The sequence below is a fragment of the Streptomyces sp. NPDC030840 genome (assembly GCF_055572015.1).
On record NZ_JBVIEE010000020.1, the window covers coordinates 163,533 to 184,869 of the forward strand.

Below are 21,337 nucleotides of genomic sequence, written 5' to 3' on the forward strand. Positions count from 1 at the left end.
ACCCCGAACCCCGCCACTACGCCACTACGCTCCCCCCATGCACACCGTCGCCGTCCTGGCACTGGACCAGGTCATCCCCTTCGACCTCTCCGCCCCGATCGACACCTTCACCTGGGCCCGACTGCCGGACGGCCGCACGCCCTACCGCATCAAGGTGTGCTCCCCGGCCGACGAGGTGACCGCGGGCCACTTCACCCTGCGCGCCCCGCACGGCCTGGAGGCTCTGGCCGAAGCGGACACGATCATCCTCCCGGGCACGGCCGATCCCACCGTTCCGCTCCCCCCGGGCGTCGCCCAGGCCGTGTGCGACGCGGCAGCGACCGGCACGCGCATCGCCTCGATCTGCGTCGGCGCGTTCGTCTTCGCCGCCACCGGCCTGCTCGACGGCCGGCGCGCCACCACGCACTGGATCGCCGCCGCCGACCTGGCGGCCATGTACCCGAAGGTGACCGTCGACCCGAACGTCCTCTACGTCGACAACGGCCAGTTCCTCACCTCGGCCGGCGCCTCCGCGGCGATGGACATGTGCCTGCACATGATCCGCAAGGACTACGGTTCCGCGGTCGCCGCCCACGCGGCCCGCATGTCGGTCATGCCGCTGGAGCGGGAGGGCGGCCAGGCCCAGTTCATCCTCCACGCCCAGCCCCCCGCCCCGGCCGGCGCGACGCTGGAGCCCCTGCTGCACTGGATGGAGGAGAACGCCGGGCGGGACCTCACCCTCGACGACATCGCGGCCCAGGCGGGTACGAGTGCCCGTACCCTCAACCGCCGCTTCCGCGAGCAGACGGGCACGACCCCGCTGCAGTGGCTGCACCGGGCCCGCGTCCGCCGCGCCCAGCACCTCCTGGAGAACACCGACCGCGCCGTCGAGCACATCGCCCACCAGGCGGGCTTCGGCTCCCCGACGGCGTTCCGCGACCGCTTCAAGCGGGTGGTCGGGATCAGCCCGCAGGCGTACCGGCGCGCGTTCCGGGCCCGGGAGGGCGCCACGGCACCAGGGGCTGCCCCCTACCAGACTTGAGTCCAGGCTTGTCAATTTTCTACCGCCGAGCTATATAAGAAGGCGAGGGCATCGCAACCACACCCGAACGAAAGGAGTGACCTGTGATGCTCATGCGTACGGACCCCTTCCGTGAGTTCGACCGGCTCACGCAGCAGGTCTTCGGCGCCGCCCGTCCCGCGGCGATGCAGATGGACGCCTACCGGGCGGGCGACGACCTCATCGTCCACTTCGACCTCCCCGGTATCGACCCCGAGACGATCGACCTGGACGTCGAGCGCAACGTCCTGAGCGTGCGTGCCGAGCGCCGGTCTCCCGCGCCCGAGGGCGCCGAGATGATCGCGGCCGAACGCCCCACCGGCACTTTCACACGGCAGCTGTTCCTCGGGGACACCCTCGACACGGAGCGCATCGACGCCTCGTACGACGCCGGCGTACTGACCCTGCGCATCCCGGTGGCCGAGCAGGCCAAGCCCCGCCGCATCCAGATCACCGGCGGCGGCGGCCAGAAGCAACTCGACCGCTGACGGTCCCGACCCGTCCCGCTCCGCCCCCGTGGCGAACGCCCGCCGACCTGGCGGCGGCCCCCGGTACGCCACGGGGGCGCGGCATGAACCGGAAGCCCGATAAACCGGTACATATGCCGCAGACCTGGGCACTCGGACCAGAACCGGAACCGGAACCACAGGCACCGGTACTGGACCGGAGGAGCCCCGACGATGACTGCCATCACGAGACCCCAGAACACGACGACCTCGCCCACGACGCCCCGTGACCCGGCGAACACGCCCGGCACATGCCAGCGCCCGACCTGGGACGAACTGGTCGAGGCGATACGGGACACGGGTCAGTACGCGACCACCGCGGAGGCGGCCCGCGTCACCCGCGTCGTCCTCCCCGCCCTGGGCGGCCACGTCACCGGTGAGACACGCGCCGAACTCGCGCGCAGCCTGCCCGAGGAAGCGGCGCGCCTCGTCACGTCCCGGGCCCCGGTGGCACACGCCCTGGTGGCCGCCGAGTTCGTGGACGACATCGCGACCCGGATCGAGGCGCCCACCCCCGCCAGGGCCCGCTGGGACGTCAGCTCGGTCCTCAGTACCCTTCCGCGCATGGTGGGCGCCCCCCTGATCGACCGCGTACTGGCCCAACTCCCGCAGGGGTACGCCCTGCTGTTCGGACTCCCGGAGCTGACGCACACCTCCTGACACCCCTCACCATCCCCCTCGGGCGCCGGCGCGAAAAACCGCGCACGGCGCCCGCGACGCCCGTACGGTGACCACTCGTGACCACCCCCACCCCCACGACGGGCCACCTCACCACCCCGGACGGCACCCGCCTCGCGTACCGCGTCCAAGGAGGCTCGGGCGGTGGCCGCGCGCCGCTGCTCCTCCTGCACGGCCTCGCCGGGCACGTGGGCGAGTGGGACGCCCTCCTGCCCCCGCTCCTCCGCGACGGGCACAGGATCGTGACGTACGACGCCCGGGGCCACGGCTCCAGCACCCGTAAGCCGAAGGACATGACCCGAGCCGCCGCCGTACAGGACGCCCTGACCGTGATCCACGCCCTGGACCTGGCGCCGGTGATCCTCGTCGGCCAGTCCCTGGGCGGCCACACGGCCCTCCTCACCGCGGCCGCCCACCCGGCCCTGGTCCACTCCCTCGTCCTGGTCGAGGCAGGCCCGGGCGGCCCGAACCCCACCCTCCCCGCCGAGATCGCCGCCTGGCTGGACAGGGGGCAGCACCCGGACGTCGACCGCGCCACGATGCTCGCCGCGATCGCGGAACTGGCCACCACCGCGTACTGGCCCGCCTGGACCTTCATCACCTGCCCCACCCTGCTCGTACGCGGGGCGCAGGGCACCATGCCGGATGAGGAGGTCACCGAGATGCTCGCCCGCCGCCCGTCCACGGAACTCGCGACCATCGACGGGGCCGGCCACGACGTACACCTCGACCAGCCGGAACGCCTGTACACCGCCCTGCGGGTCTTCCTCCTGCAGTGACTCGTAGCCGGACCCCGTGGCGGAGGCCGGGGGACAGGTGAGGGGCGGAGCGTGAACACTTTCCCGGAAAGTGTTCACGCTCCGGCTACCTGGTGCAGCCCTGGCCCTGGCCCCGGTCCCGCCCGGCCAGCGCCGTCAGTGTCCGTTCCCCGCCAGGGTCGCCGGCCGTGGCCGGTACCAGCGCTATCTCGTCCAGCCCGGCCGCGGCGTACGCGTCGATACGGGCGCGCACGGTGGCGGCGCCGCCCACCAGCCCGACCGTGCTCGCGGCCTCGGGCGGGAGCGCGGCGAGCAGGGCGTCCGGGTCGGCCCCGGACGCCGCCAGCTCCACCGCCTCGCCGTAACCGGCGTCGGCGAACACGTCGCTGTACCCGGGCACAGTGAGATAGCCCACGACGCTCCGCAGGATCTGGGTGAGGGACTCCGGTTCCGGATCGACGGCCGCGGGCAGCCAGGCGGCCAGCGAAGGCGGCGTCCGCCCCGCCCGATCCGCCGCCGCGTTCAACTTGCCCCGCAGCGCCCGCACCTGCTCGGGCGAGACGACATCGAGCAGCATGCGATCGGCGTGCTCGGCGGCCGTGGCGATCGCCCGGTCACCGAATGCCGCCACGGTCACCGCCCCGCCCGGCGGCCGGTGCCGCCGCCGGAAGGAACTCCCGGGCACGATCGCCTCACCGGGCTCACCGCGCATCAGCCCGCGCACCGCCTCGGCGCTCTCCGCGAGGGCGGCCGCGGGCCGGGTACGAGGCCGGCCGTGAACGCCCTCGACCACCCTCTTGCTGGAGGTCCCCAGGGCCACCCCCACCGGCCGGCCGGTGACGGCGGCGACCGACGCGGCGCCCCTGACGATCGTCAACGGATCACGCACGGACACGGGCACGGGCCCGGCCGTCAGCGCCACCCGCTCGGTGGCACCCCCGATCGCCGTGGCGAGCACGAACGCGTCCCACGTCGGCCCCTCACCCACCCACACCTCGCGGTACCCGAGCCGGTCGGCGACCACGGCAACCCGCAACGGCTCGTCCACCGGCCTGTCGTCCTCACGCGCCGCGGCGACCACACTGATGTCCATGGAGGGCACGGTAGTTGCCGTACGCGGCACGGGCCCTGGGACCCCACACCCGACACCCCAGCACCCCAACACCTCCAACACCGCCAACGCCCCTTGACCTCAAGCTCACTTGAGGTACGAGAGTGGTCCGCATGAACACCGAAACGGCAGACATGAACACCGAAACGGAAGACATCAAGGCCATAGAAGAGATCGTGGCCACCGTCGAACGCACCCAGAGGGCCAGGGACGCCGAGGGATTCCTCGCGCTCTTCCACCCCGAGGCCCTCTGGACCACCGCCCACGGCAAGGTCCTCATCGGCTTCGACGCGATCGCCGAGTTCACCCGCGCCGTACTGCCCACCGCGACGTGGAGCGGCGAGGTCACCTACGAGGCATCCCACATCCAGTTCCTCAGAGCCGACGTGGCGGCCGTCAAGGTCCGGCAGGTCTACCACTCGGCGGAGGGCGACTCGGAAGGCAGCCCGCTCTACGTCATGACCAAGCAGGACGACGGGACATGGCTGCTGCACACCGGCCAGAACACGGAGGTCCGGACCGACTGAGCCCGGGGGACGGCATCCTCGCGGGCCTGCCGCTCAGGGGTGGCGGCCCGCGAGGACGCAGAACTCGTTCCCCTCCGGATCCGCAAGCGTGACCCAGCTCTCCTCACCGGTCTGGCCGACATCGGCGTGACGGGCACCCAGGTCGAGCAGGCGGCGGACTTCTTCGTCCTGCTCCCTGTCGGTCGGGCTGACATCGATGTGCAGCCGGTTCTTGACGGTCTTTCCCTCGGGCACGGGCGCGAACGTCAACGTCGGCGGCACCGGGCCGAGGCGGTTCCTGCCTGCAGGCACCACGGGCGAGCCGATGGTGACAGTTCCGTCGTCCTCGTCTTCTTCCTGCACTTCGTAGCCAAGGACCGAACACCAGAACCGGGCGAGACGGTGGGGATCGGCACAGTCGATCGCAAGCTCGGTGAACTTGCTGGTCACGTCAGGACCTCCGGGTCAAGTGCCGGCCGCTGGGGCCGCGGGGGAACGATGACGGCATGGGCGACGCCGGTGATCGGCGCGGCGTGCTCGGCGCAGAGTAGTGCCGGCCCCCTCGCAGTCACCATCGAATTGCGGGGCCCCCGGCTGTCCTTGCGCAAGTCACTCCGTGCCCCCTCTTCGCACCGCTTCTCCACGCATCATCTCCACACCGCATCTATACACTCTGCGTATACACGAAGTGTACAGTCCCTCGCGACGGCCGGGCCGGACACCGTCGCCCCGGCCGGCGGGCGGAAGTCGCAGAGGCCCACCCAGGGAGAGTGAATGAGCGAGCCAACATCGCATCAGAGCGCGAACGGGCTTGAGGTCCCGGAAGAGGCCGGGCCCGATGGCCCGAAGCGCACTCCGGAGAAATCGCACGAGGCGTGGGGAAACGACGTGCACCGTTACCGCGTGGAGTTGGAGAGCACCGAAGAGGGGATCAGGCGGGTGCACCACGTTCACGCGGCTTCGATCGAGGAAGCCCTGGTGCGGGCCCGCGAAGGGGATCATTGGCCGAGCAGCGGACCCGGCAGCGACCCCGACAGGTTCCGCGTGGTGGAGGCGTCCGAGGAGAGCGCCTCCAGCGAGGCTCGGCACCAGAGAAACGCGCGCCGACGACACGTCAACGCCATCGTGGAAGCCGGCCTGACGGCGCTGGGCAAGACCGCTCCCGATCGCTCGGACGAGGAGTTCTTCGACGTCTTGTGCGACTTCTTCACCCGGGCCGTCGGCCGGCCCGGGCACTTCCCCTTCCCCCAGGGGGATCCAGCGGCCGACCGCCTGCTGAACACCGACGACGCGGCCGCCGTCATGGCCCAGCTCCTCACCACTCATCTCGCCCACCACGGATGGAAGGTGACGCAAAGCCGTCCCGAGGAGGCACGGCCGGAGGAGGCGCCGCACACTCCCACTCCCCACTCAGGCTGAAAGCCACCCCGTCCCGGTGCGCGACGCCTCGGCCGTCCAGCACGGGAGACCGGGCTGTGCTACGGTTTCGGAGTTGCAGTTGTGGTACCCATGAACCTATGTGCGCCTGACGGGAATGTTTCTCCATCGGGCGCATTAGTTGTTTTTTCCGGCATCTCCGGATGGGGCCTCTGCCTACAGAAGGAGAAAGTCATGGCACAGGGAACCGTGAAGTGGTTCAACTCTGAAAAGGGTTTCGGCTTCATTCAGCAGGACGGCGGCGGCCCCGACGTCTTCGCCCACTACTCGAACATCGCGACCCAGGGCTTCCGTGAGCTGCAGGAGGGCCAGCGGGTCTCCTTCGACGTCACGCAGGGCCAGAAGGGCCCGCAGGCGGAGAACATCATCCCCGCCTGATCGCCGGACGCGTATTCCGCTCACCGGGGTCCGCACCGTCATGGTGCGGACCCCGGTTTGTGCTGTTTCCAGGAAGGCAGACCACCGCATGTCCCGAAGGCCCCAGAAGCCGAACCGGCGCGCCTCGTCGCCGTCGCACCGACCGTCCGTGTCGTCGCCGAAAGACTTCCGGCTGCCGGACAGCACGACACCCCCACTTCCCCCCGTCGAGGACTTCGCCGCTCTGGACATGCCCGCGGGGCTGCTGAGAACCCTCACCGCGCAGGGCGTGACCACCCCCTTCCCCATCCAGGCCGCCACCCTGCCCAACTCGCTGGCCGGCCGCGACCTGCTGGGACGCGGACGCACCGGCTCCGGCAAGACCCTCGCGTTCGGGCTGGCGCTCCTCGCCCGCACGGCCGGAATGCGCGCCGAGCCCAAGGCACCCCTCGCCCTCGTGCTGGTGCCCACCCGCGAGCTCGCCCAGCAGGTGACGGACGCGCTGGCCCCCTACGCCACGGCGGTGAACCTCCGGCTGGCCACCGTGGTCGGCGGTCTGTCCATCGCCAAGCAGGCCGGCACGCTCCGGCGCGGCGCGGACGTACTCGTGGCCACTCCCGGCAGGCTCAACGACCTCGTGGAACGCGGGGACTGCGTGCTGGACGCCGTACGCGTCACCGTGCTGGACGAAGCCGACCAGATGACCGACATGGGTTTCCTGCCGCAGATCACCAAGCTGATCCGGCAAGTACGGCCCGACGGACAGCGCATGCTCTTCTCGGCCACCCTGGACCGCAACATCGACCGCCTGGTGCAGCGGTTCCTGACCGACCCCGTCGTCCACTCCGTGGACCCGTCGGCGGGAGCGGTGACCACCATGGAGCACCACGTGCTCCACGTCCAGGACGAGACCGACAAGAAGGCCGTCACCACGCGCATCGCGGCCCGCGACGGCCGGGTCATCCTCTTCCTCGACACCAAGAGGTCCGCCGACCGGCTCGCCAAGCGGCTCCTGGCTGTCGGTGTCCGCGCGGCGGCACTGCACGGAGGCCGCTCCCAGCCGCAGCGGAACCGCACCCTGGAGCAGTTCAAGAACGGTCAGGTCACCGCGCTGGTGGCCACGAACGTGGCGGCCCGGGGCATACACGTCGACGACCTCGACCTCGTCGTGAACGTCGATCCCCCCACCGACCACAAGGACTACCTCCACCGGGGCGGCCGCACGGCCCGCGCCGGCGGCTCCGGCAGCGTGGTCACCCTGGTCCTGCCCGAGCAGAAACGTGACGTCACCCGGCTCATGTCGGACGCGGGCATCCGCCCCCGGACGGCCCGCATCAAGTCGAACGACGCGGAACTGTCCACCATCACCGGCGCCCGCGAGCCGTCCGGAGTGGCCGTCACGATCGAGGTCCCCCAGCCGGCGACGCCGACGGCGTCCCGCCCGGACCGGAAGCCCGGCATGCAGCCCGGCACCGAGCCGGGCAGGCGATCGCGGTCCGGCCGCCGCCGCCGAACCGGCGGCGGGGCCAAAGCCGTGGCGGGGCCGAACCGGCGACGGGGCCAAAGCGCCAGCGCGCACAACCGCACCGGACGAACGAATCAGCCGCCCCACAGCCGATAACCGATAACGAGGGCTGGCGGCTGATGGCTGACGCCGATGGCCGATGGCTGGCGGCTGATGGCTGGCGGCCGATGGCCGATGGCTGACGGCTGACGGCTCATGGCTGACGGTCGATGGCTCATGGCTGACGGCTGACGGCTCATGGCTGACGGTCGATGGCTCATGGCTGACGGCCGATAACGACGGCTGGCGGCTGGCGGCTGGCGGCTGGCGGCTGGCGGCTGGCGGCTGACGGCCGGTGGCTGATGGCCGATGACCGACGGCCCGCCGCCCATGGCCTCTGACAGGAGCGGCCGGTGAGCGAGCCGGCCAAGGGCCGGTGGCCCAAGGTCACCGCATGCGTCGGCGGGCCTGCTTCACCTCGCGGTCGATGGCCCACGCGTCGGCCACCGGCCCGAGGTGGGCGAGCTTGTCGGGGTTGATCACCGAGCGGATGGTCTGGATCTGCCCGTCGAGTACGTCTAGGGCCATGGTGTGGAGGACCTTGCCGTCCCCGTCGCGGAAGACCGCGCCGGGCTGGCCGTTGACCTCGTGCGGCTCGAACGTCACGTCGATCCGGGCCATCAGCGGGTAGACCGAGGCGAGCAGCCGGGCCACGTTGTCGGCGCCGATGACGGCCCTGGCCAGCTGCGGCGCCTTGCCGCCGCCGTCCCCGACGATCTGGACATCGGCGGCGAGCAGCTGCCGCAGTCCGTCGACGTCGCCGTTCTTCAGCGCGTCGAAGAAGCGGGTCGCCAGCTCGTGCCGCTCCTGGCGGTCCGCTTCGAACCGCGGCCGCCCGGCCCGCATGTGCTGCCGGGCCCGTACCAACAGCTGCCGGCACGCCGCCTCCGACCGCCCTACCGCCGAGGCGATCTCGTCGAACCCGAAGGCGAACACCTCGCGCAGCACGAACACCGACCGCTCCAGCGGGCTGAGCCGCTCAAGGAGCAGCAGCGACGCCATCGACACCGAGTCGGCCAGCTCCGCCGAGCGCGCCGGATCCTCATAAGGGTCGGTGAGCAGCGGCTCCGGGAGCCACGGTCCGACGTACTCCTCCCGTCGCGCACGGGCGGAGCGCAGCACGTCGATCGAGATACGGGTCACCGTGGCGGACAGGAACGCCTTGGTCGACGTCGGCCGGGTTGCCGAGGCGTTGAAGCGCAGCCACGTCTCCTGCACCGCGTCCTCGGCCTCGGCGACGCTGCCGAGAATCCGGTAGGCGATCGAGAAGAGCAGCGACCGCAGCTCCTCGAACTCCTCGACCTTGCTCACGCCTGATCCCCCTCGCCTTCTCCGCCTCCCCGGCCGCGCTCGGCGACTCGGGCCGCAACCTGAAGATCACCCGGTCCGCCGGTGGCCCGGGACAATGCCCCGGACCGGAGGGCCGGGCGCCGGGTCCGGGCCCTGGGGCGCCGGGTTCGGTCCCCTGGGGCGCCGGGGCCGGAGCCCAGCACCGGCCCCGGAACGGGCGAACCGCCGCTCAGTGGAACTGCCCGGCCACGTAGTCACCGGCCGGCTGCTGGTTGATGACGTTCAGCCGGTTCGCCGTGTTCATGAAGGACACCAGCATCACCAGGGCGGTGAGCTGCTCCTCGTCGTAGTGCTTGGCGGCACGCGCCCACACCTCGTCGCTGACCCCGCCCGCCGCGTCCGCGATCCGGGTCCCCTGCTCGGCCAGCTCCAGCGCGGCACGCTCGGCCTCGCTGAAGACCGTCGCCTCCCGCCACGCCGCGACCAGGTGCAGCCGCACCGCAGTCTCCCCGGCAGCCGCAGCGTCCTTGGTGTGCATGTCGACGCAGACGGCGCAGCCGTTGATCTGGCTCACCCGCAACGCCACCAACTCCTGCGTCGCCACCGGCAGCGACGAGTCCTTGAGCGCCTTGCCCGCCGACATGAAGTACTTGAGGACCTTGCCGGCGGTGGGGCTGGCGAAGTAGTTCAGTCGCGCGTCCATGGTGTGCTCCTCCGGGTTCTCAGTGGCTCTCGGTGGCTACATCCCCGAGACGAGACAGCCCGGCGCCCTGTGACATGGACGCATGTGATCCAGGTCTCTTCCCGTCGAAGGACTGGTTTCCGTGGCATGCAATCAACACCACCCGAGGCCGCCGCACTTGAGATCACTCAAGGTCACGATGCCGCCGCGTAGCAGTGGACGGAGACGAGCTGGGACGGGCTCCACCGTTGCTCGACCGTGGCCATCAGCTCCCAGCCCAGCCGCTCGTACAGGGCTGCCGCGGCAGTGTCGGAGGCCACGACGTCGAGCACCGGATGCAGGCCACGACGTCGTGCTTCCTCCACGGCTCGGCCGATCAGCAGTGCGCCGATCCCGTGCCCCCTGGCCCGCGGCGCCACGAACAGCCGACTGACCACCGCGGCCGAGTCCTCGCTCGCCCCGCTCCGCCGGCTCCACAAGCCGGGAGCCAGATCTCCTTCGCCGCTCCGGGACAAGCTGACATGGCCGACGAGACGACCATCGAGCTCGGCGACCCACGCCCCCAGGAGAGAAGCCTGCGACAACCACTCATCAGGCTGATCAGGCCAGTTCACCGGGTAAGCATCACCCTGATGGACGTCCGCGAGAACCCTCACACATCCCTGGACGTCGCCCTCGGCCCGCGCCCGGACCGAGGGACCTGACCTCTTCACAGCGACCCCGCGCTCGGCATGTTCATGTCGGCATGGAACCACAGGCCCCCCAGCCGCAACCAACCACTTTCGCCACCGTGCGAACAAGGCGTCTACGGACGGGGCGTAAGGCTCGACCCTGGCGATTGTCTTCTCAGTCTCATCGGCGGCCGAACAACCCCATGTCACGCAACTGGCCGGTGAGACTCAGCGCCCAATTGTCCGGCCTGGCAGCGAGCGGCGTACACCCCGTCAGCGCACTCATGGCGGCGGCAGGTTCAGATGGACAACTGACGTTCCTCCCCTTGTCCGGTACCGCCCGCAGTGTCATGCTCGCGACGCATGTTTGCGTGAACATGCGGTGGACGTGACGACGTCCGGGCACCGACCGACCGACCAACCCGGCCCGCACAGCACACGACCCGGCCCGCACAGCACACGACCCGGCCCGCACAGCAGACCACAGAGGGGATCTGACTCAGACATGCTCAGACCTGGACGGGCGGCGGCTGTGGTGGTGACCGCCGCCGCCTTACTGACCGGCCTTCTTCCCGCCGCCGCGGGGGCCTCCGCACCCGGAAGCGCCACCTCGCGCCCCCGGTACGACGCCGTCCCGAAGTACGACGCCATCCCGAACGGCCAGGCCTACTACGACACGAACGGCGACCCCATCGAGGCCCACGGAGGAGGCTTCCTCAAGCGAGGAGACATCTACTACTGGGTGGGGGAGGACAAGTCCCAGGGCAACGCCCGGTTCAACGGACTGAACCTGTACAAGTCCAAGGACCTGGAGAACTGGCAGAAGGTCAAGCAGATCCTCACCGTTGACTCCGAGGACACCCGGGGCAACAAGATCCTCACCCACGCGAAGGTGGAGCGCCCGAAGCTGCTCTACAACGAGAAGACGAAGAAGTACGTGCTGTGGGGCCACTGGGAGATGGCCGCGGACTACTCCGCCTCGGAAGTCGTCGTGGCGACCTCCAGCACCATCGACGGCCCCTACACGATCACCTCGAAGGGCCATTTCCGCCCCGGCGCGGGGAACACCGAAGCGGACGCGATGGGCGACCGCGTCGGGCAGCCGGTCGAGGACTTCGACACCTCGGCCAAGGACCCCGCGAACAAGGAGCACGCCTACAAGCCCGTGCAGGCCGACTATCCGGCGAAGATCCTCCAGTACAAGGCCCCGGACGCCCGCACCCCCGAGAAGCTGGGTTACGTCGGTGACGACGACTACGGCACGAGCCAGGCCGGCAACTCGTGGACGTACCAGTTGAACGACATCACGCACGACACGACCGTGAAGGCGAAGGCGGTCCGGATGACCGGCTTCGACACGTCGGCGTACGACCGGTATGTGAAGGACTACAACGTCTCCACGCGCGACTACATGGTGCGGTATCCGACGGAAACGGCGTCGGACACGATGACGGCCCGGTACACGATCGGTGATCCGGGAACCTCCCACGACCAACTGGTGGCGCCGGTGGTGTCTCCGACGCTGAAGGAGTCGTCTGATCCGTCGGTGGTGCTGGTCAACAGCCAGGACGTCGCGTTCGTCACCAGCGCGACCGCCGGCGCGGTCTCGTACTTCACGACGGACGGGTCCGACCCGTCCGCCCCGGACAACACCCAGCGCCGGAGATACCACGACGGAATGCGGATATCCCTGGCGGGCGCCCCCGGCAAGCGGACCGTCGTCAAGGCGGTCAGCGAGAAGGACGGCAAGGCCAGTGAGGTCACGTCGGTGACGTACCAGGTGGCCGAGAACGCCTCGGACGTACCCGTCTTCGCGCCGGTCATCAACCGTGTCCCCGGAACATACGACACCTTTGGCTACAAGGAGCTGCGGATCTTCTCCCCCTCCTACGGTGCGGAGACGTACTACACCATGGACGGCCAGGACCCGGCCCCCGCGCGCAAGGGCGACAACATCGGGTACGGCTCACGCGACTTCACCGTCCACCAGGACGAGAAGACCGGCGAGGCCTATCTCGTCACCGCGCAGGACCACATCTACATGCGGGTCTGGAAGCTGAACGACTCCTTCACGGATGTGGTGCCCGACAAGGAGTACGACATGTACGTCGGCGAGCACCGCGAGGCTCCCGCCCTCGTCCGCCACGGCGGCAAAACCGGCAAGTACATCTACCTCATGACGTCCTACCAGTCCGGCTGGTACCCCAACCAGTCCCAGTACGGGCGTACCGAGGACATGGACGCGGGCTTCCGCGAGCCGCGGGACGCGTACGGCTACCGCAACGGCCAGAAGGCGTGGAGTCCCCTGCAACTCGTCGGTGACAACACCACCTACGGTTCCCAGCCCACCAAGATCCTCAACATCGGTACCGACCGCAAGCCGAGCTACGTGTACATCGGCGACCGCTGGCGCCCGGACCTCCTGCTGAAGTCGACGTACGTGGCGATGCCCCTGACCATCGACGACAGCGGCAACGGCGGCAAGGGCCTGATGAGGCTCCAGCCCACCCCCCGACTCGACCTCGACACCAAGAACGGCAAGGTCAAGCAGCCGGACTGGAAGCTGCTCTCCCTCAACAAGCCGGTGACCGCCTCTCCCAAGGTCCGTGCCGCCGTCGGCGCGCCCACCGACAGCCAGAGCGACTGGGAGACCACACCCGAACAGGAGAAGACCGGGATCTACCGGCACTACGACGCCACCGAGGCCAATGACGGCAAGGACAGCGACGTCAGCGTCTACGACGACATCGAGCAGTACTACAAGAGCGCGGGGCTCCCCTTCTCCTGGCAGGTCGACCTCGGCGGTCGCCACAAGCTGGCCTGGATCGGGCTCTCGTTCAAGACGGTCGGCGGTTCGGACAACGTCCACCGCTACACCGTCTCCGCCAGCAACGACGGAACGCGCTGGACGGAACTCGTCGACAACACCCAGAACAACCGTGTCGGCCACCAGAGCCACGAGCTGACCGGTTCGTACCGGTACGTCAAGCTCGACGTGTACAAGTCGTTCGACCTCGCCCACGGGAAGGAGGCCGACTGGGCCCGCGGGCTCTACGAGGTCTCCGTCTACGGCAAGTGAGGACCGACGGGACCGGCCCGGCCGTGGCGGCGAGGATCCTTCCAGGCCGCTCCTCGGCGCTCTCCCCGGAGACCGAACGGCTGGCGCCGGGCCCGTTCGCGGGCCGGGCGCCGGGCCGGGCCGGCCGGACCGCCGAGCGCGCGGCCGGCTGCGAAGCGGCAGGACTCGGCGCCGGTTCACGATGAGGTTGGCGTTGAAGGCCTTGCCGCCGAGCAGGGCCAGAAGATCCTCCGCCGGCACCCTCGGCCGTCAGAGCCGTCAGAGCCGTCAGGCAGGTGGCCAGTTCCGCAGGGCCATGTCGGCTACCTGCTGGAGCTCGTCGCGGGGGATGCCGCCGGCGGCCTGGACGGCGATGCCGTTCGCCACGGTCATGAGGTAGCGGGCGAGTACTTCGGGATCGGTACCGGGAGGCAGGTCGCCTTCGTCGACGGCTCGCCGGAACCGGTCGCGCAGGCGGGAGGTGTGCTCGTTGCGCCAGGAGGCGAGGGTGTCGCGGGCACTGCTTCCCGTGTCGCCGGCGGCGAGGGAGCCTTGGACGCCGAGGCACCCGGTGGGGCAGTTGGGGCGAGTGGTGGCCCGGACCGAGCCGTTGAGGAACGCGGTGGCCACCTGTCGGGCGGTCGGCTCCCGCAGGGCCCGGGCCCCGTACGAGGCAGGGCCTTCGGTGTAGCGCTCCAGAGCCTTGCGGAACAGATCCTCCTTGTTGCCGAAGGCCGCGTACATGCTCGTGCGCGTGATGCCCATGGCGTTGGTCAGATCGGTGAGGCTGGCGCCTTCGTAGCCCTGTTGCCAGAAGACCCGCATGGCCTGTTCGAGGGCCTCGTCGGCGTCGAAACCCCTCGGTCTGCCGATCGATGCCTTCTGACGCCTCTCCATGCGGTCGATCATACCTCTTCCGTATCGATCGGTGCAGATGTGCTACGGTCCCATTCAGTATCGATCGGTACAGAAGTATGTGGAGGTCATTCGCATGGGACAGCTCGAAGGCAAGACCGCCGTCGTCACCGGCGGCGGCACCGGAATCGGCCTGGCCACGGCTGTGCGGCTGGCAGCCGAGGGCGCGCACGTGTTCATCACCGGCCGGCGCAAGGCCGTGCTGGACGAGGCCGTCGAGACCATCGGCTCGGCACGGGCCACCCCGGTGGTGGGTGATATCGCCGACCTGGCCGACCTGGACCGGCTCTACGCCACGGTTCGCGCCCGGGGCCGAGGCCTGGACGTGCTGTTCGCGAACGCCGCCGCCGCGTCGTTCGCGACGCTGGAACAGGTCACCGAGGAGCACTTCGACGAGACCTTCGGCGTCAACGTCCGGGGCACCTTGTTCACGGTGCAGAAGGCGCTGCCGCTGCTCAACGACGGAGCGTCGGTGATCCTCAACTCCTCGGTACGCGCGGATGACGGCGTCGCGGCGTTCGGCACCTACGCGGCCTCCAAGGCCGCGATACGGTCCTACGCCCGTACCTGGGCCAACGAACTCAAGGGCCGCGGCATCCGGGTCAACGTGGTCTCCCCGGGCACCATCGACACTCCCGCGCTCGACGCCGTGACAGCGGGAGACGCGCCCGTCACCAAGTCACATTTCGCCGAAAACGTCCCACTGGGCCGGATCGGGCGCCCGGACGAGGTCGCCAACGTGGTGGCTTTCCTCGCTTCCGAGCAGAGCGGGTTCATCCTGGGAGCCAACCTGTACGTCGACGGCGGCGAGAACCAGCTCTGACCCGCGGGCGACAGACCCGCGCGCGACATCCCTCGCGATCGCCGGCGGCGCCGTAACGACCGGCGACGATCCGCGACAAACACTCTTTCGACAGCTGACAGCGGTGCTGCTGTCAGCTGTCGAAAAGGGTGAGTGGATGGAATGACCGAGCCGGGTGCGGGCATGGGGGCGGGCTGCGACAACTCGTGCGGCGGGCGACTCCAGCCCGCTGCACGGCATCAGGCCCGTGGCCGGTCTTCGCGACCGGCCACGGGCCCCCGATCAGTTCACCAGCACGATTTTTCCGCGGGCGTGGCGGCTCTCGCTCAACTCGTGCGCGGCCGCGGCCTCGGTGAGCGGGAACGCCGCCGCGACCGGTACCTGTAACCGGCCCTCGTCGGCGAGGGCGACCGCGGTCGTGAGGCCGTGCAAGGCCAGTGGGTCGGCGGGGGCTCCCAGCGCCGCACTGGATTCGTCGGCCGGCGCTGAGTGCGACACGTGTACGCCGTGGGCGGCTGCGGTGAGGTCGGGGGCGATCGTCACCACCCGCGCTGTGTCGCCGGCGATGGCGACGAGGTCCGGCAACGCTCCTCCGGCGCAGTCGAACACCGCGTCCACTCCGGCCGGTGCGAGCGCGCGGACCCGTTCGACCAACCCCGTCCCGTACGTCGTCGGCTGCGCGCCGAGGGAACGCAGGAAGCCGTGGTTGTGCTTGCTCGCCGTACCGATGACAGTGGCGCCGCGGGCCACCGCGAGCTGGACGGCGATGGTGCCCACCCCACCGGCCGCGCCCTGCACGAGCACGGTGTGTCCGTCACCCACCGCGAAACGGTCGAGGACCCGGGTGGCCGTCTCGACGCTGCCCGCGGCGCCGCCCGCTTCCTCCCAGCTCCACGCGGCCGGTTTGGGCGCCCAGGCGGCCAGCACCGCGAAGTCGGCATTGGCACCGCGGGCGGCCGTGGTGGTCATGCCGAACACCTCGTCGCCGATCCGCACGCCCGTGACCCGGTCACCGACCTCGTCCACCACGCCAGCGGCGTCGAATCCGGTCCGGTACGGGAACCTCGTGGGGACCACGTCACGCAGCGTCCCGGAGCGGATGTACGTCTCCCCGGGCGAGATGCCGGAAGCCCTGACGGCGATGCGAATCTCCTCCGGCCCGGCGTGCGGGGCTTCCACCTCGGCGACGTGCACAACGCCGGGCGGGCCGTACTCAGTGAATTGAACTGCTCTCATGCGCGCCGACCGTAACGGAGCACCCCGTCCGTTTGGCTAAAGTGAGAGCGGTGACGACCGAAGTGGTAAGGAAGCTCCGCTCGGACGCTCGCGACAACCGCGGGCGCATCCTCGTGGTCGCCCGGCTGGCCTTCGCCACCGAGGGCCTCGACGTGCCGATCCGGGAGATCGCCCGTCGCGCCCAGGTCGGTGTCGCGACTGTCTACAGGCACTTCCAGACCAAGGAAGCCCTGCTGACCGAGGCCTTCGCCGAGCAGATGGCCTCCTGCTCGGCGGTCGTGGAGGAAGGTGTGGCGGCGGCCGACCCGTGGCGCGGGTTCTGCACGGTGATCGAGAAGCTCATGGAGATGCATGCCCTCGACCGGGGTTTCGCCCGCGCCTTCACATCGCAGCTTCCCCAAGCGGCCGACTTCGCCGCGGAGCGCGATCGCACGCTGCGTCTGCTGCTCGAACTGGTACGGCGCGCGAAGGCGGTGGGCTCCTTGCGGGCGGATTTCGTGCTGGAGGACATCAGCCTGGCGCTGATGGCGAACGAAGGCATCCGCGCCGAGTCACCCGAGATGAGGGTGGCCGCGTCGCGCCGCTTCGCGGCCCTGATGATCCAGTCCTTCCAGGCCAACCCCGTCCCGACACCGCTTCCGCCGGCCGTCCGGCTGCCACTCTCCAGAGGCTAGTGCTGTGACCGCTGGGGCGTTGACCGCGGAGGCGCCCCCGGTACTCGGCGACGGCGACGTCACGGCTGGTGGCGCCATAGACGAGATGAGGAACGCGGGCTCAGTAGGCATCGGGCCGGGCACAGCAACTCCACACCAGCTACCACTAGATCAGACGATCCTGGAGCGCGCGTATGAACGTCTGCCAAGCGTGGCTTCGCACGGTGATCACGGGTCCTTTAACGCGCTTGGAGTCGCGAACCAGGGCGCTGTCAGTCCTGCGCGCACACTCCACACACTCGGTTCCGCTGCCTCCGCTGTAAGAGGACTTGAACCAGTGGAGGGCGGGCGGCGTCGTCATGAGGGCTCCTGGCTTATGCGGTGGATAAGTGCCTTGGAGGATTCGAGGTCGAGCGCCTGTGCGCTCAGGTATCTGAACGCCAACCTATAGCGATCCAGTTCCTGGGGCTTCTCCATGAAGAGCCCGCCGCCAAGGAGGTCTGCATAGACCACGTCCAACTCAGGCGTTGGCCCACGGAGGATCGCAAAGCTTCCGACTGCCGCAGCGTGGGCGCCCGTTGAGAAGGGGAGTACTTGGACCGTGATGTGGGGCCGCTTGCACATCTCGAGCAGGTGGCGTAGCTGATCGCGCATGACCTGGTGGCCACCAACAACGCGTCTTACGGCGGCCTCATCGATCACACACCAGATGTGTGGAGGCTCGTCGCGCTCCAGTAGTTCTTGCCTCTTCATGCGGATGTCGACCATGTGCTGCACTTCTCGTTCTGGGCACTGCACTTCCGAAGCGCGATGCACAGCTTCGGCGTAAGCGCGGGTCTGGAGGAGGCCTGGAACGTACATGCAGGCGTAGTGGTCCTCGCGTACGACCTCATCCTCAAGCGTGAGCATGAGGTTCATGGACTCGGGGATGGGGTCGGCTAGTGACCGCCACCAGCCTTGGATCTTGGCTCCCTTCGCGAGTTCGACTAGCGCGAGACGTTCCTCATCGGAGGCGTCGTACTCGCGGCAAAGAGCATCAACGGCCGGCCACTTAACTGTTCCCTCCTTTGTCTCGTAGCGACTGAGCGTCGCCTTGGAGATGCCGACACGTGCGCCCGCTTCCTCAAGGGTCAGCCCCTTGAGCTCACGGAGACGACGCAGGTCAGCGCCCAACTGACGCCTGCGCGTCGTAGGTCCAACTGTCATGCTTCAGGCCCTTCATGTCGATCTGTCAGATCGTGGAGCGTGACGGAGGTCGCCTGCAACATGGCGTACGCCGGGGGCGTGCGTTACATGAGCGAGCTTCCGCGCAGGCAAGGTGAGAGTTCCATTCTGAGAGTCTCAATGCAACTCTGTGTGCTGGATCGATTGCACATTGCGAATCGACCTGGATCCGGAGGGGTTGAGCGATGAGCTGCACTGTAGGCGTGACGAGGAAGCCCTGGAGCCTTCCGTTCGTGGCGCAGGCCGAAGAGGTGGCGTCCTTGCGCCGCATCATGCGGCTGCACTTGGGTCTCTGGGGTTTGCACGACGTCATCGACGACGCTGAGCTCTGCCTCAGTGAACTCGTCTCGAACGTCATCACGCACGTCGGGGCAGGCACTCCGGCAACTCTCGTTGTCTCCATCAGCGGTACCCGCCTGCGTGTCGAGGTCCACGACCCCGACACGCGCGCTCTGCCCGTCCTCGTCGATGCAGAAACCAACTCCGAGTCAGGCCGTGGAATGGCCCTCATCGATGCCATCACCGACAGATGGGGCGTCCAACTCCAGTCCGACAAGAAGGTGACCTGGTGCGAGGTGGCCACGGAATTGCCCGCTGTGGACGGGCACTGCGGAGGCCTCCGCGTGACCCGAGCTGAGGCGTTGCTGAGTATGTACGAGAACGAACGGGTGCTCCTACCGCAGCCAGCGAGCTCTGGTGGCCTCAGTGTGGCAGTGGCGGAGGAAGCGGCGATCGACATGATCGCCGATGTGCTTCATTGGTTGCGGGCGCACGGATGCGACGCCGACGAGGCACTCGACCGCGCTCAGACTCACTTCGAGGCGGCGGTCTCGGAGGCCGAGGGGAGCGCGAAGTAGGGCTTGGGCCATTCCGTCGAGCCGTCAGCGTCGGCCTGGGCCACGTGCTGCAACAGAAGAGCTGTGGGGTCTTGTATGTCTATCCCTACGTCCTTGCCTATCAGGCGAGTTGTCGTCGGTATCGAGGGGTAGTCGATGCCGAGCAAGCTGGAGATGTGCTCGAACTCCTTGTTCTCGTTTCTGTCGCCGAGGTTTCCGCTAAGGTAGTCACGCAAGCGCGAGCAGATATCGAGCATGGCATTTCCGCTGTCAGTGAGGTGGTACAGGCCGCCCTGTAGGCTCTCGCTTCCCAGGAACCCGATGATGAAGAGTCGCTCCGTCTCGAACCGGAGGGAGTCTATGGATGCGTTCAGTTCCTTGGCTGTGTGCTTATGGTTCCTGTACCCATGCTTCTTGACATGCGAGAGAATGGCGATCGGGAGGCCGGGGCGCTTTGAAGACGAGAAGCGCATCACATCCTGGGAAGTGAGTCCTCCGAGAGCGACCTGAAGGAGGAGATCCTTTGTTATCTCTTCCTTCAGATGGTCGTACACTGACTTCTTATCTCGCTCACTCTTCGCGCTAAAGTCTGCCGGGACCCAGAAGACGCGTAAGCGCGACAGTCTATCCCGGTAGGGACCCTTCAGGTATGACTGGGTCACTTCGGTGAAGCGAGCGCGGTGCTTGCTTTCGTGGCGTGCGATGTACACGGCGGCGTGAATGTCATCCTCGTTGAGGAAAGTTCTGAGGTCCTTGTCGATTCCATCACCACCGTGCTTCCACAGAGTCTGTCCTGCGACGACCTTCGACCAGTCCCTCTTCAAGTCACATGAAAAATCGAAGAGCTTACGCTGGCCTTCTGTGTAACCGAATAGCGTAGATCTTGAGGCGCTCTCCATGATACGGAGAGCCGCGTCTGAGAGGAAGTCATGCTCTGCTGAGTTGGCCATCGTGACTCCAAGCGGGTGTGAACAGTTCTACTTGGCTGCGCACCTCGTGTATCCGGTTTCATTCTGGTACACGAGGTCTATTCCCTCTGCGTGGAGAAAGCTCAGCAAGTCCTCTTGCGGCTTTTCGGGAAGCAGTACGGAGAGCTTGGGGTTCCGCGGCCTGATGTGCCGAACATAGTCTTTGAGTTGACCTATCGCTGTGCGCACTTCCTCGCGACTGCTCTCGCCTCTCACCGAGTACAGTTCGTGCACGGTGGCATCATAGAGATCGGTCTTCAGGATGGTTGTCGTGCCTGCAATCTTTATTTGGTAAGCGAAGACATCGTGCTGTTGTCTCGCGAGCTCCTGAAGGTACTGATCACGTAAGTCTGCTTGCCGGAGGTCGGCTATGAGGCTTGGTTGTGCGGCACGCCTGCTCTCCGAAGCTCGCTTCCTCTTGGGATCGACCATCTTCGGCTCGCGTATCCTGCTTGCGGCTACTTTTGCCGAGACCGGATGAGCGTCGGTTTCTTCCGCGGGCGTGATGACGTCCATGGCGAGACGCTCGTAAATCCCTGCGGGCCGCAGGCGGAAGACAATAATGAGGCGTCGTTCCCCCTTCTTGTCTTTCGCCTCGCGCACGGTGTACGGCTTCTTTGAGTCCAATGCAAACTCGCCGATGTATCGCTGCTGCTTGGCGTCAGACTTGGAGCCAGGAACTTTTCCTGCTGCCATGAAGACTCGCAGAGCCCTGCCAGCGTCCGCGTGGTACAGGACGGCGGCGTTGCCGGAGCCCTTCTGCCCCAGAAACGTTTGCTCTCCGTGGGTGCCCTGGCCCGTGTACTCGAACACGGGCCCCAGCTCGTCCTCTTCCTCTAGCCAGCCATCCTCGTAGCCGAACTTCTTGCCGCTGTCGTGATCTACGTAGATCAGGATGTTGGGGGTGGTAGTGGACGGGATGATCCCTCCCTGGGGCCCTCCGCCGAAGACCTCCTTCATCTCGGCGCGCGTGGTCACCAGCCCGGGCTTGATCGAAGATAAGTCCATACTCTGACGTTAGCTGATCGCTCTGACATCAGATGCGG

General features: G+C 68.2%; 23 protein-coding genes. 12 read left to right on the plus strand and 11 right to left on the minus strand.

The window, feature by feature from the left end:
- Positions 1–37 precede the first annotated feature (37 nt).
- The 4 genes from ACZ49J_RS33580 to ACZ49J_RS33595 all read left to right on the plus strand — a co-directional run bounded on the left by ACZ49J_RS33580 (position 38) and on the right by ACZ49J_RS33595 (position 3,002).
- The gene (locus ACZ49J_RS33580; RefSeq protein ID WP_467450409.1) at positions 38–1,021 is read left to right on the plus strand and encodes a GlxA family transcriptional regulator; all 984 of its coding nucleotides are present in this window, start codon (positions 38–40) and stop codon (positions 1,019–1,021) included.
- A gap of 86 nt (positions 1,022–1,107) precedes the next feature.
- Entirely contained in the window at positions 1,108–1,527 is a 420-nt protein-coding gene (locus ACZ49J_RS33585; protein ID WP_467450410.1) for an Hsp20/alpha crystallin family protein, read from the plus strand.
- 192 nt (positions 1,528–1,719) lie between these two features.
- Positions 1,720–2,205, plus strand: coding sequence for a DUF2267 domain-containing protein (locus ACZ49J_RS33590; protein ID WP_467450412.1), 486 nt, complete (start codon positions 1,720–1,722; stop codon positions 2,203–2,205).
- 77 nt (positions 2,206–2,282) lie between these two features.
- Entirely contained in the window at positions 2,283–3,002 is a 720-nt protein-coding gene (locus tag ACZ49J_RS33595; RefSeq protein WP_467450413.1) for an alpha/beta fold hydrolase, read from the plus strand.
- A gap of 85 nt (positions 3,003–3,087) precedes the next feature.
- On the opposite strand, the gene ACZ49J_RS33600 is transcribed toward ACZ49J_RS33595, so the two are convergent.
- On the minus strand, positions 3,088–4,074 hold the full coding sequence (locus tag ACZ49J_RS33600; RefSeq protein WP_467450414.1) for an LLM class F420-dependent oxidoreductase: 987 nt from the start codon (positions 4,072–4,074) through the stop codon (positions 3,088–3,090).
- 131 nt (positions 4,075–4,205) lie between these two features.
- Between ACZ49J_RS33600 and ACZ49J_RS33605 the strand changes: the two genes are divergently transcribed.
- Positions 4,206–4,619 carry an SgcJ/EcaC family oxidoreductase gene (locus tag ACZ49J_RS33605; protein WP_467450415.1) on the plus strand — a complete coding sequence of 138 codons (414 nt, stop codon included), beginning with the start codon at positions 4,206–4,208 and terminating at the stop codon, positions 4,617–4,619.
- Between the two features lie 33 nt (positions 4,620–4,652).
- Here the strand turns inward: ACZ49J_RS33605 and ACZ49J_RS33610 are convergent, their stop codons facing one another.
- Positions 4,653–5,048: a VOC family protein gene (locus ACZ49J_RS33610; protein ID WP_467450416.1), complete on the minus strand. Its 396-nt coding sequence runs from the start codon at positions 5,046–5,048 to the stop codon at positions 4,653–4,655.
- Between the two features lie 324 nt (positions 5,049–5,372).
- Here ACZ49J_RS33610 and ACZ49J_RS33615 point away from each other — a divergent pair, with 324 nt between their 5' ends.
- From ACZ49J_RS33615 to ACZ49J_RS33625, 3 genes are all read left to right on the plus strand, one after another.
- Entirely contained in the window at positions 5,373–6,017 is a 645-nt protein-coding gene (locus ACZ49J_RS33615) for a hypothetical protein (protein WP_467450417.1), read from the plus strand.
- Positions 6,018–6,209: 192 nt separating this feature from the next.
- Positions 6,210–6,413, plus strand: coding sequence for a cold-shock protein (locus ACZ49J_RS33620; RefSeq protein ID WP_467450418.1), 204 nt, complete (start codon positions 6,210–6,212; stop codon positions 6,411–6,413).
- 88 nt (positions 6,414–6,501) lie between these two features.
- Complete coding sequence (locus ACZ49J_RS33625; protein ID WP_467450419.1) at positions 6,502–8,013, plus strand: DEAD/DEAH box helicase; 1,512 nt, start codon at positions 6,502–6,504, stop codon at positions 8,011–8,013.
- Positions 8,014–8,343: 330 nt separating this feature from the next.
- On the opposite strand, the gene ACZ49J_RS33630 is transcribed toward ACZ49J_RS33625, so the two are convergent.
- The 3 genes from ACZ49J_RS33630 to ACZ49J_RS33640 all read right to left on the minus strand — a co-directional run bounded on the left by ACZ49J_RS33630 (position 8,344) and on the right by ACZ49J_RS33640 (position 10,584).
- Positions 8,344–9,267, minus strand: coding sequence for an RNA polymerase sigma-70 factor (locus ACZ49J_RS33630; protein WP_467450420.1), 924 nt, complete (start codon positions 9,265–9,267; stop codon positions 8,344–8,346).
- Between the two features lie 208 nt (positions 9,268–9,475).
- On the minus strand, positions 9,476–9,949 hold the full coding sequence (locus ACZ49J_RS33635) for a carboxymuconolactone decarboxylase family protein (RefSeq protein ID WP_467450421.1): 474 nt from the start codon (positions 9,947–9,949) through the stop codon (positions 9,476–9,478).
- A 173-nt stretch (positions 9,950–10,122) separates the two neighbouring features.
- A complete protein-coding gene (locus ACZ49J_RS33640; RefSeq protein WP_467450422.1) occupies positions 10,123–10,584 on the minus strand; it encodes a GNAT family N-acetyltransferase in 462 nt (153 codons plus the stop codon).
- Positions 10,585–11,104: 520 nt separating this feature from the next.
- Between ACZ49J_RS33640 and ACZ49J_RS33645 the strand changes: the two genes are divergently transcribed.
- Complete coding sequence (locus ACZ49J_RS33645) at positions 11,105–13,678, plus strand: galactose-binding domain-containing protein (RefSeq protein ID WP_467450423.1); 2,574 nt, start codon at positions 11,105–11,107, stop codon at positions 13,676–13,678.
- Positions 13,679–13,945: 267 nt separating this feature from the next.
- Here the strand turns inward: ACZ49J_RS33645 and ACZ49J_RS33650 are convergent, their stop codons facing one another.
- The gene (locus ACZ49J_RS33650) at positions 13,946–14,554 is read right to left on the minus strand and encodes a TetR/AcrR family transcriptional regulator (RefSeq protein ID WP_467450425.1); all 609 of its coding nucleotides are present in this window, start codon (positions 14,552–14,554) and stop codon (positions 13,946–13,948) included.
- 94 nt (positions 14,555–14,648) lie between these two features.
- Between ACZ49J_RS33650 and ACZ49J_RS33655 the strand changes: the two genes are divergently transcribed.
- Positions 14,649–15,395 carry an SDR family NAD(P)-dependent oxidoreductase gene (locus ACZ49J_RS33655; protein WP_467450427.1) on the plus strand — a complete coding sequence of 249 codons (747 nt, stop codon included), beginning with the start codon at positions 14,649–14,651 and terminating at the stop codon, positions 15,393–15,395.
- A gap of 261 nt (positions 15,396–15,656) precedes the next feature.
- On the opposite strand, the gene ACZ49J_RS33660 is transcribed toward ACZ49J_RS33655, so the two are convergent.
- Entirely contained in the window at positions 15,657–16,610 is a 954-nt protein-coding gene (locus ACZ49J_RS33660) for an NADP-dependent oxidoreductase (RefSeq protein ID WP_467450428.1), read from the minus strand.
- 50 nt (positions 16,611–16,660) lie between these two features.
- Between ACZ49J_RS33660 and ACZ49J_RS33665 the strand changes: the two genes are divergently transcribed.
- The gene (locus ACZ49J_RS33665; RefSeq protein WP_467450430.1) at positions 16,661–17,284 is read left to right on the plus strand and encodes a TetR/AcrR family transcriptional regulator; all 624 of its coding nucleotides are present in this window, start codon (positions 16,661–16,663) and stop codon (positions 17,282–17,284) included.
- Between the two features lie 145 nt (positions 17,285–17,429).
- Here the strand turns inward: ACZ49J_RS33665 and ACZ49J_RS33670 are convergent, their stop codons facing one another.
- Both ACZ49J_RS33670 and ACZ49J_RS33675 read right to left on the minus strand, forming a co-directional pair.
- A complete protein-coding gene (locus tag ACZ49J_RS33670) occupies positions 17,430–17,624 on the minus strand; it encodes a DUF397 domain-containing protein (RefSeq protein WP_467450431.1) in 195 nt (64 codons plus the stop codon).
- Positions 17,621–18,469, minus strand: a complete 849-nt coding sequence (locus tag ACZ49J_RS33675) for a helix-turn-helix domain-containing protein (protein WP_467450433.1) — start codon at positions 18,467–18,469, stop codon at positions 17,621–17,623. The genes ACZ49J_RS33670 and ACZ49J_RS33675 overlap by 4 nt, the downstream gene beginning before the upstream one ends.
- 203 nt (positions 18,470–18,672) lie before the next feature.
- Between ACZ49J_RS33675 and ACZ49J_RS33680 the strand changes: the two genes are divergently transcribed.
- Positions 18,673–19,344 carry an ATP-binding protein gene (locus tag ACZ49J_RS33680; protein ID WP_467450434.1) on the plus strand — a complete coding sequence of 224 codons (672 nt, stop codon included), beginning with the start codon at positions 18,673–18,675 and terminating at the stop codon, positions 19,342–19,344.
- Here the strand turns inward: ACZ49J_RS33680 and ACZ49J_RS33685 are convergent.
- Positions 19,299–20,273 carry a hypothetical protein gene (locus ACZ49J_RS33685; RefSeq protein WP_467450436.1) on the minus strand — a complete coding sequence of 325 codons (975 nt, stop codon included), beginning with the start codon at positions 20,271–20,273 and terminating at the stop codon, positions 19,299–19,301. The genes ACZ49J_RS33680 and ACZ49J_RS33685 overlap by 46 nt on opposite strands.
- Positions 20,274–20,300: 27 nt before the next feature.
- Complete coding sequence (locus tag ACZ49J_RS33690) at positions 20,301–21,299, minus strand: SRA domain-containing endonuclease (protein ID WP_467450437.1); 999 nt, start codon at positions 21,297–21,299, stop codon at positions 20,301–20,303.
- Positions 21,300–21,337: the final 38 nt, after the last annotated feature.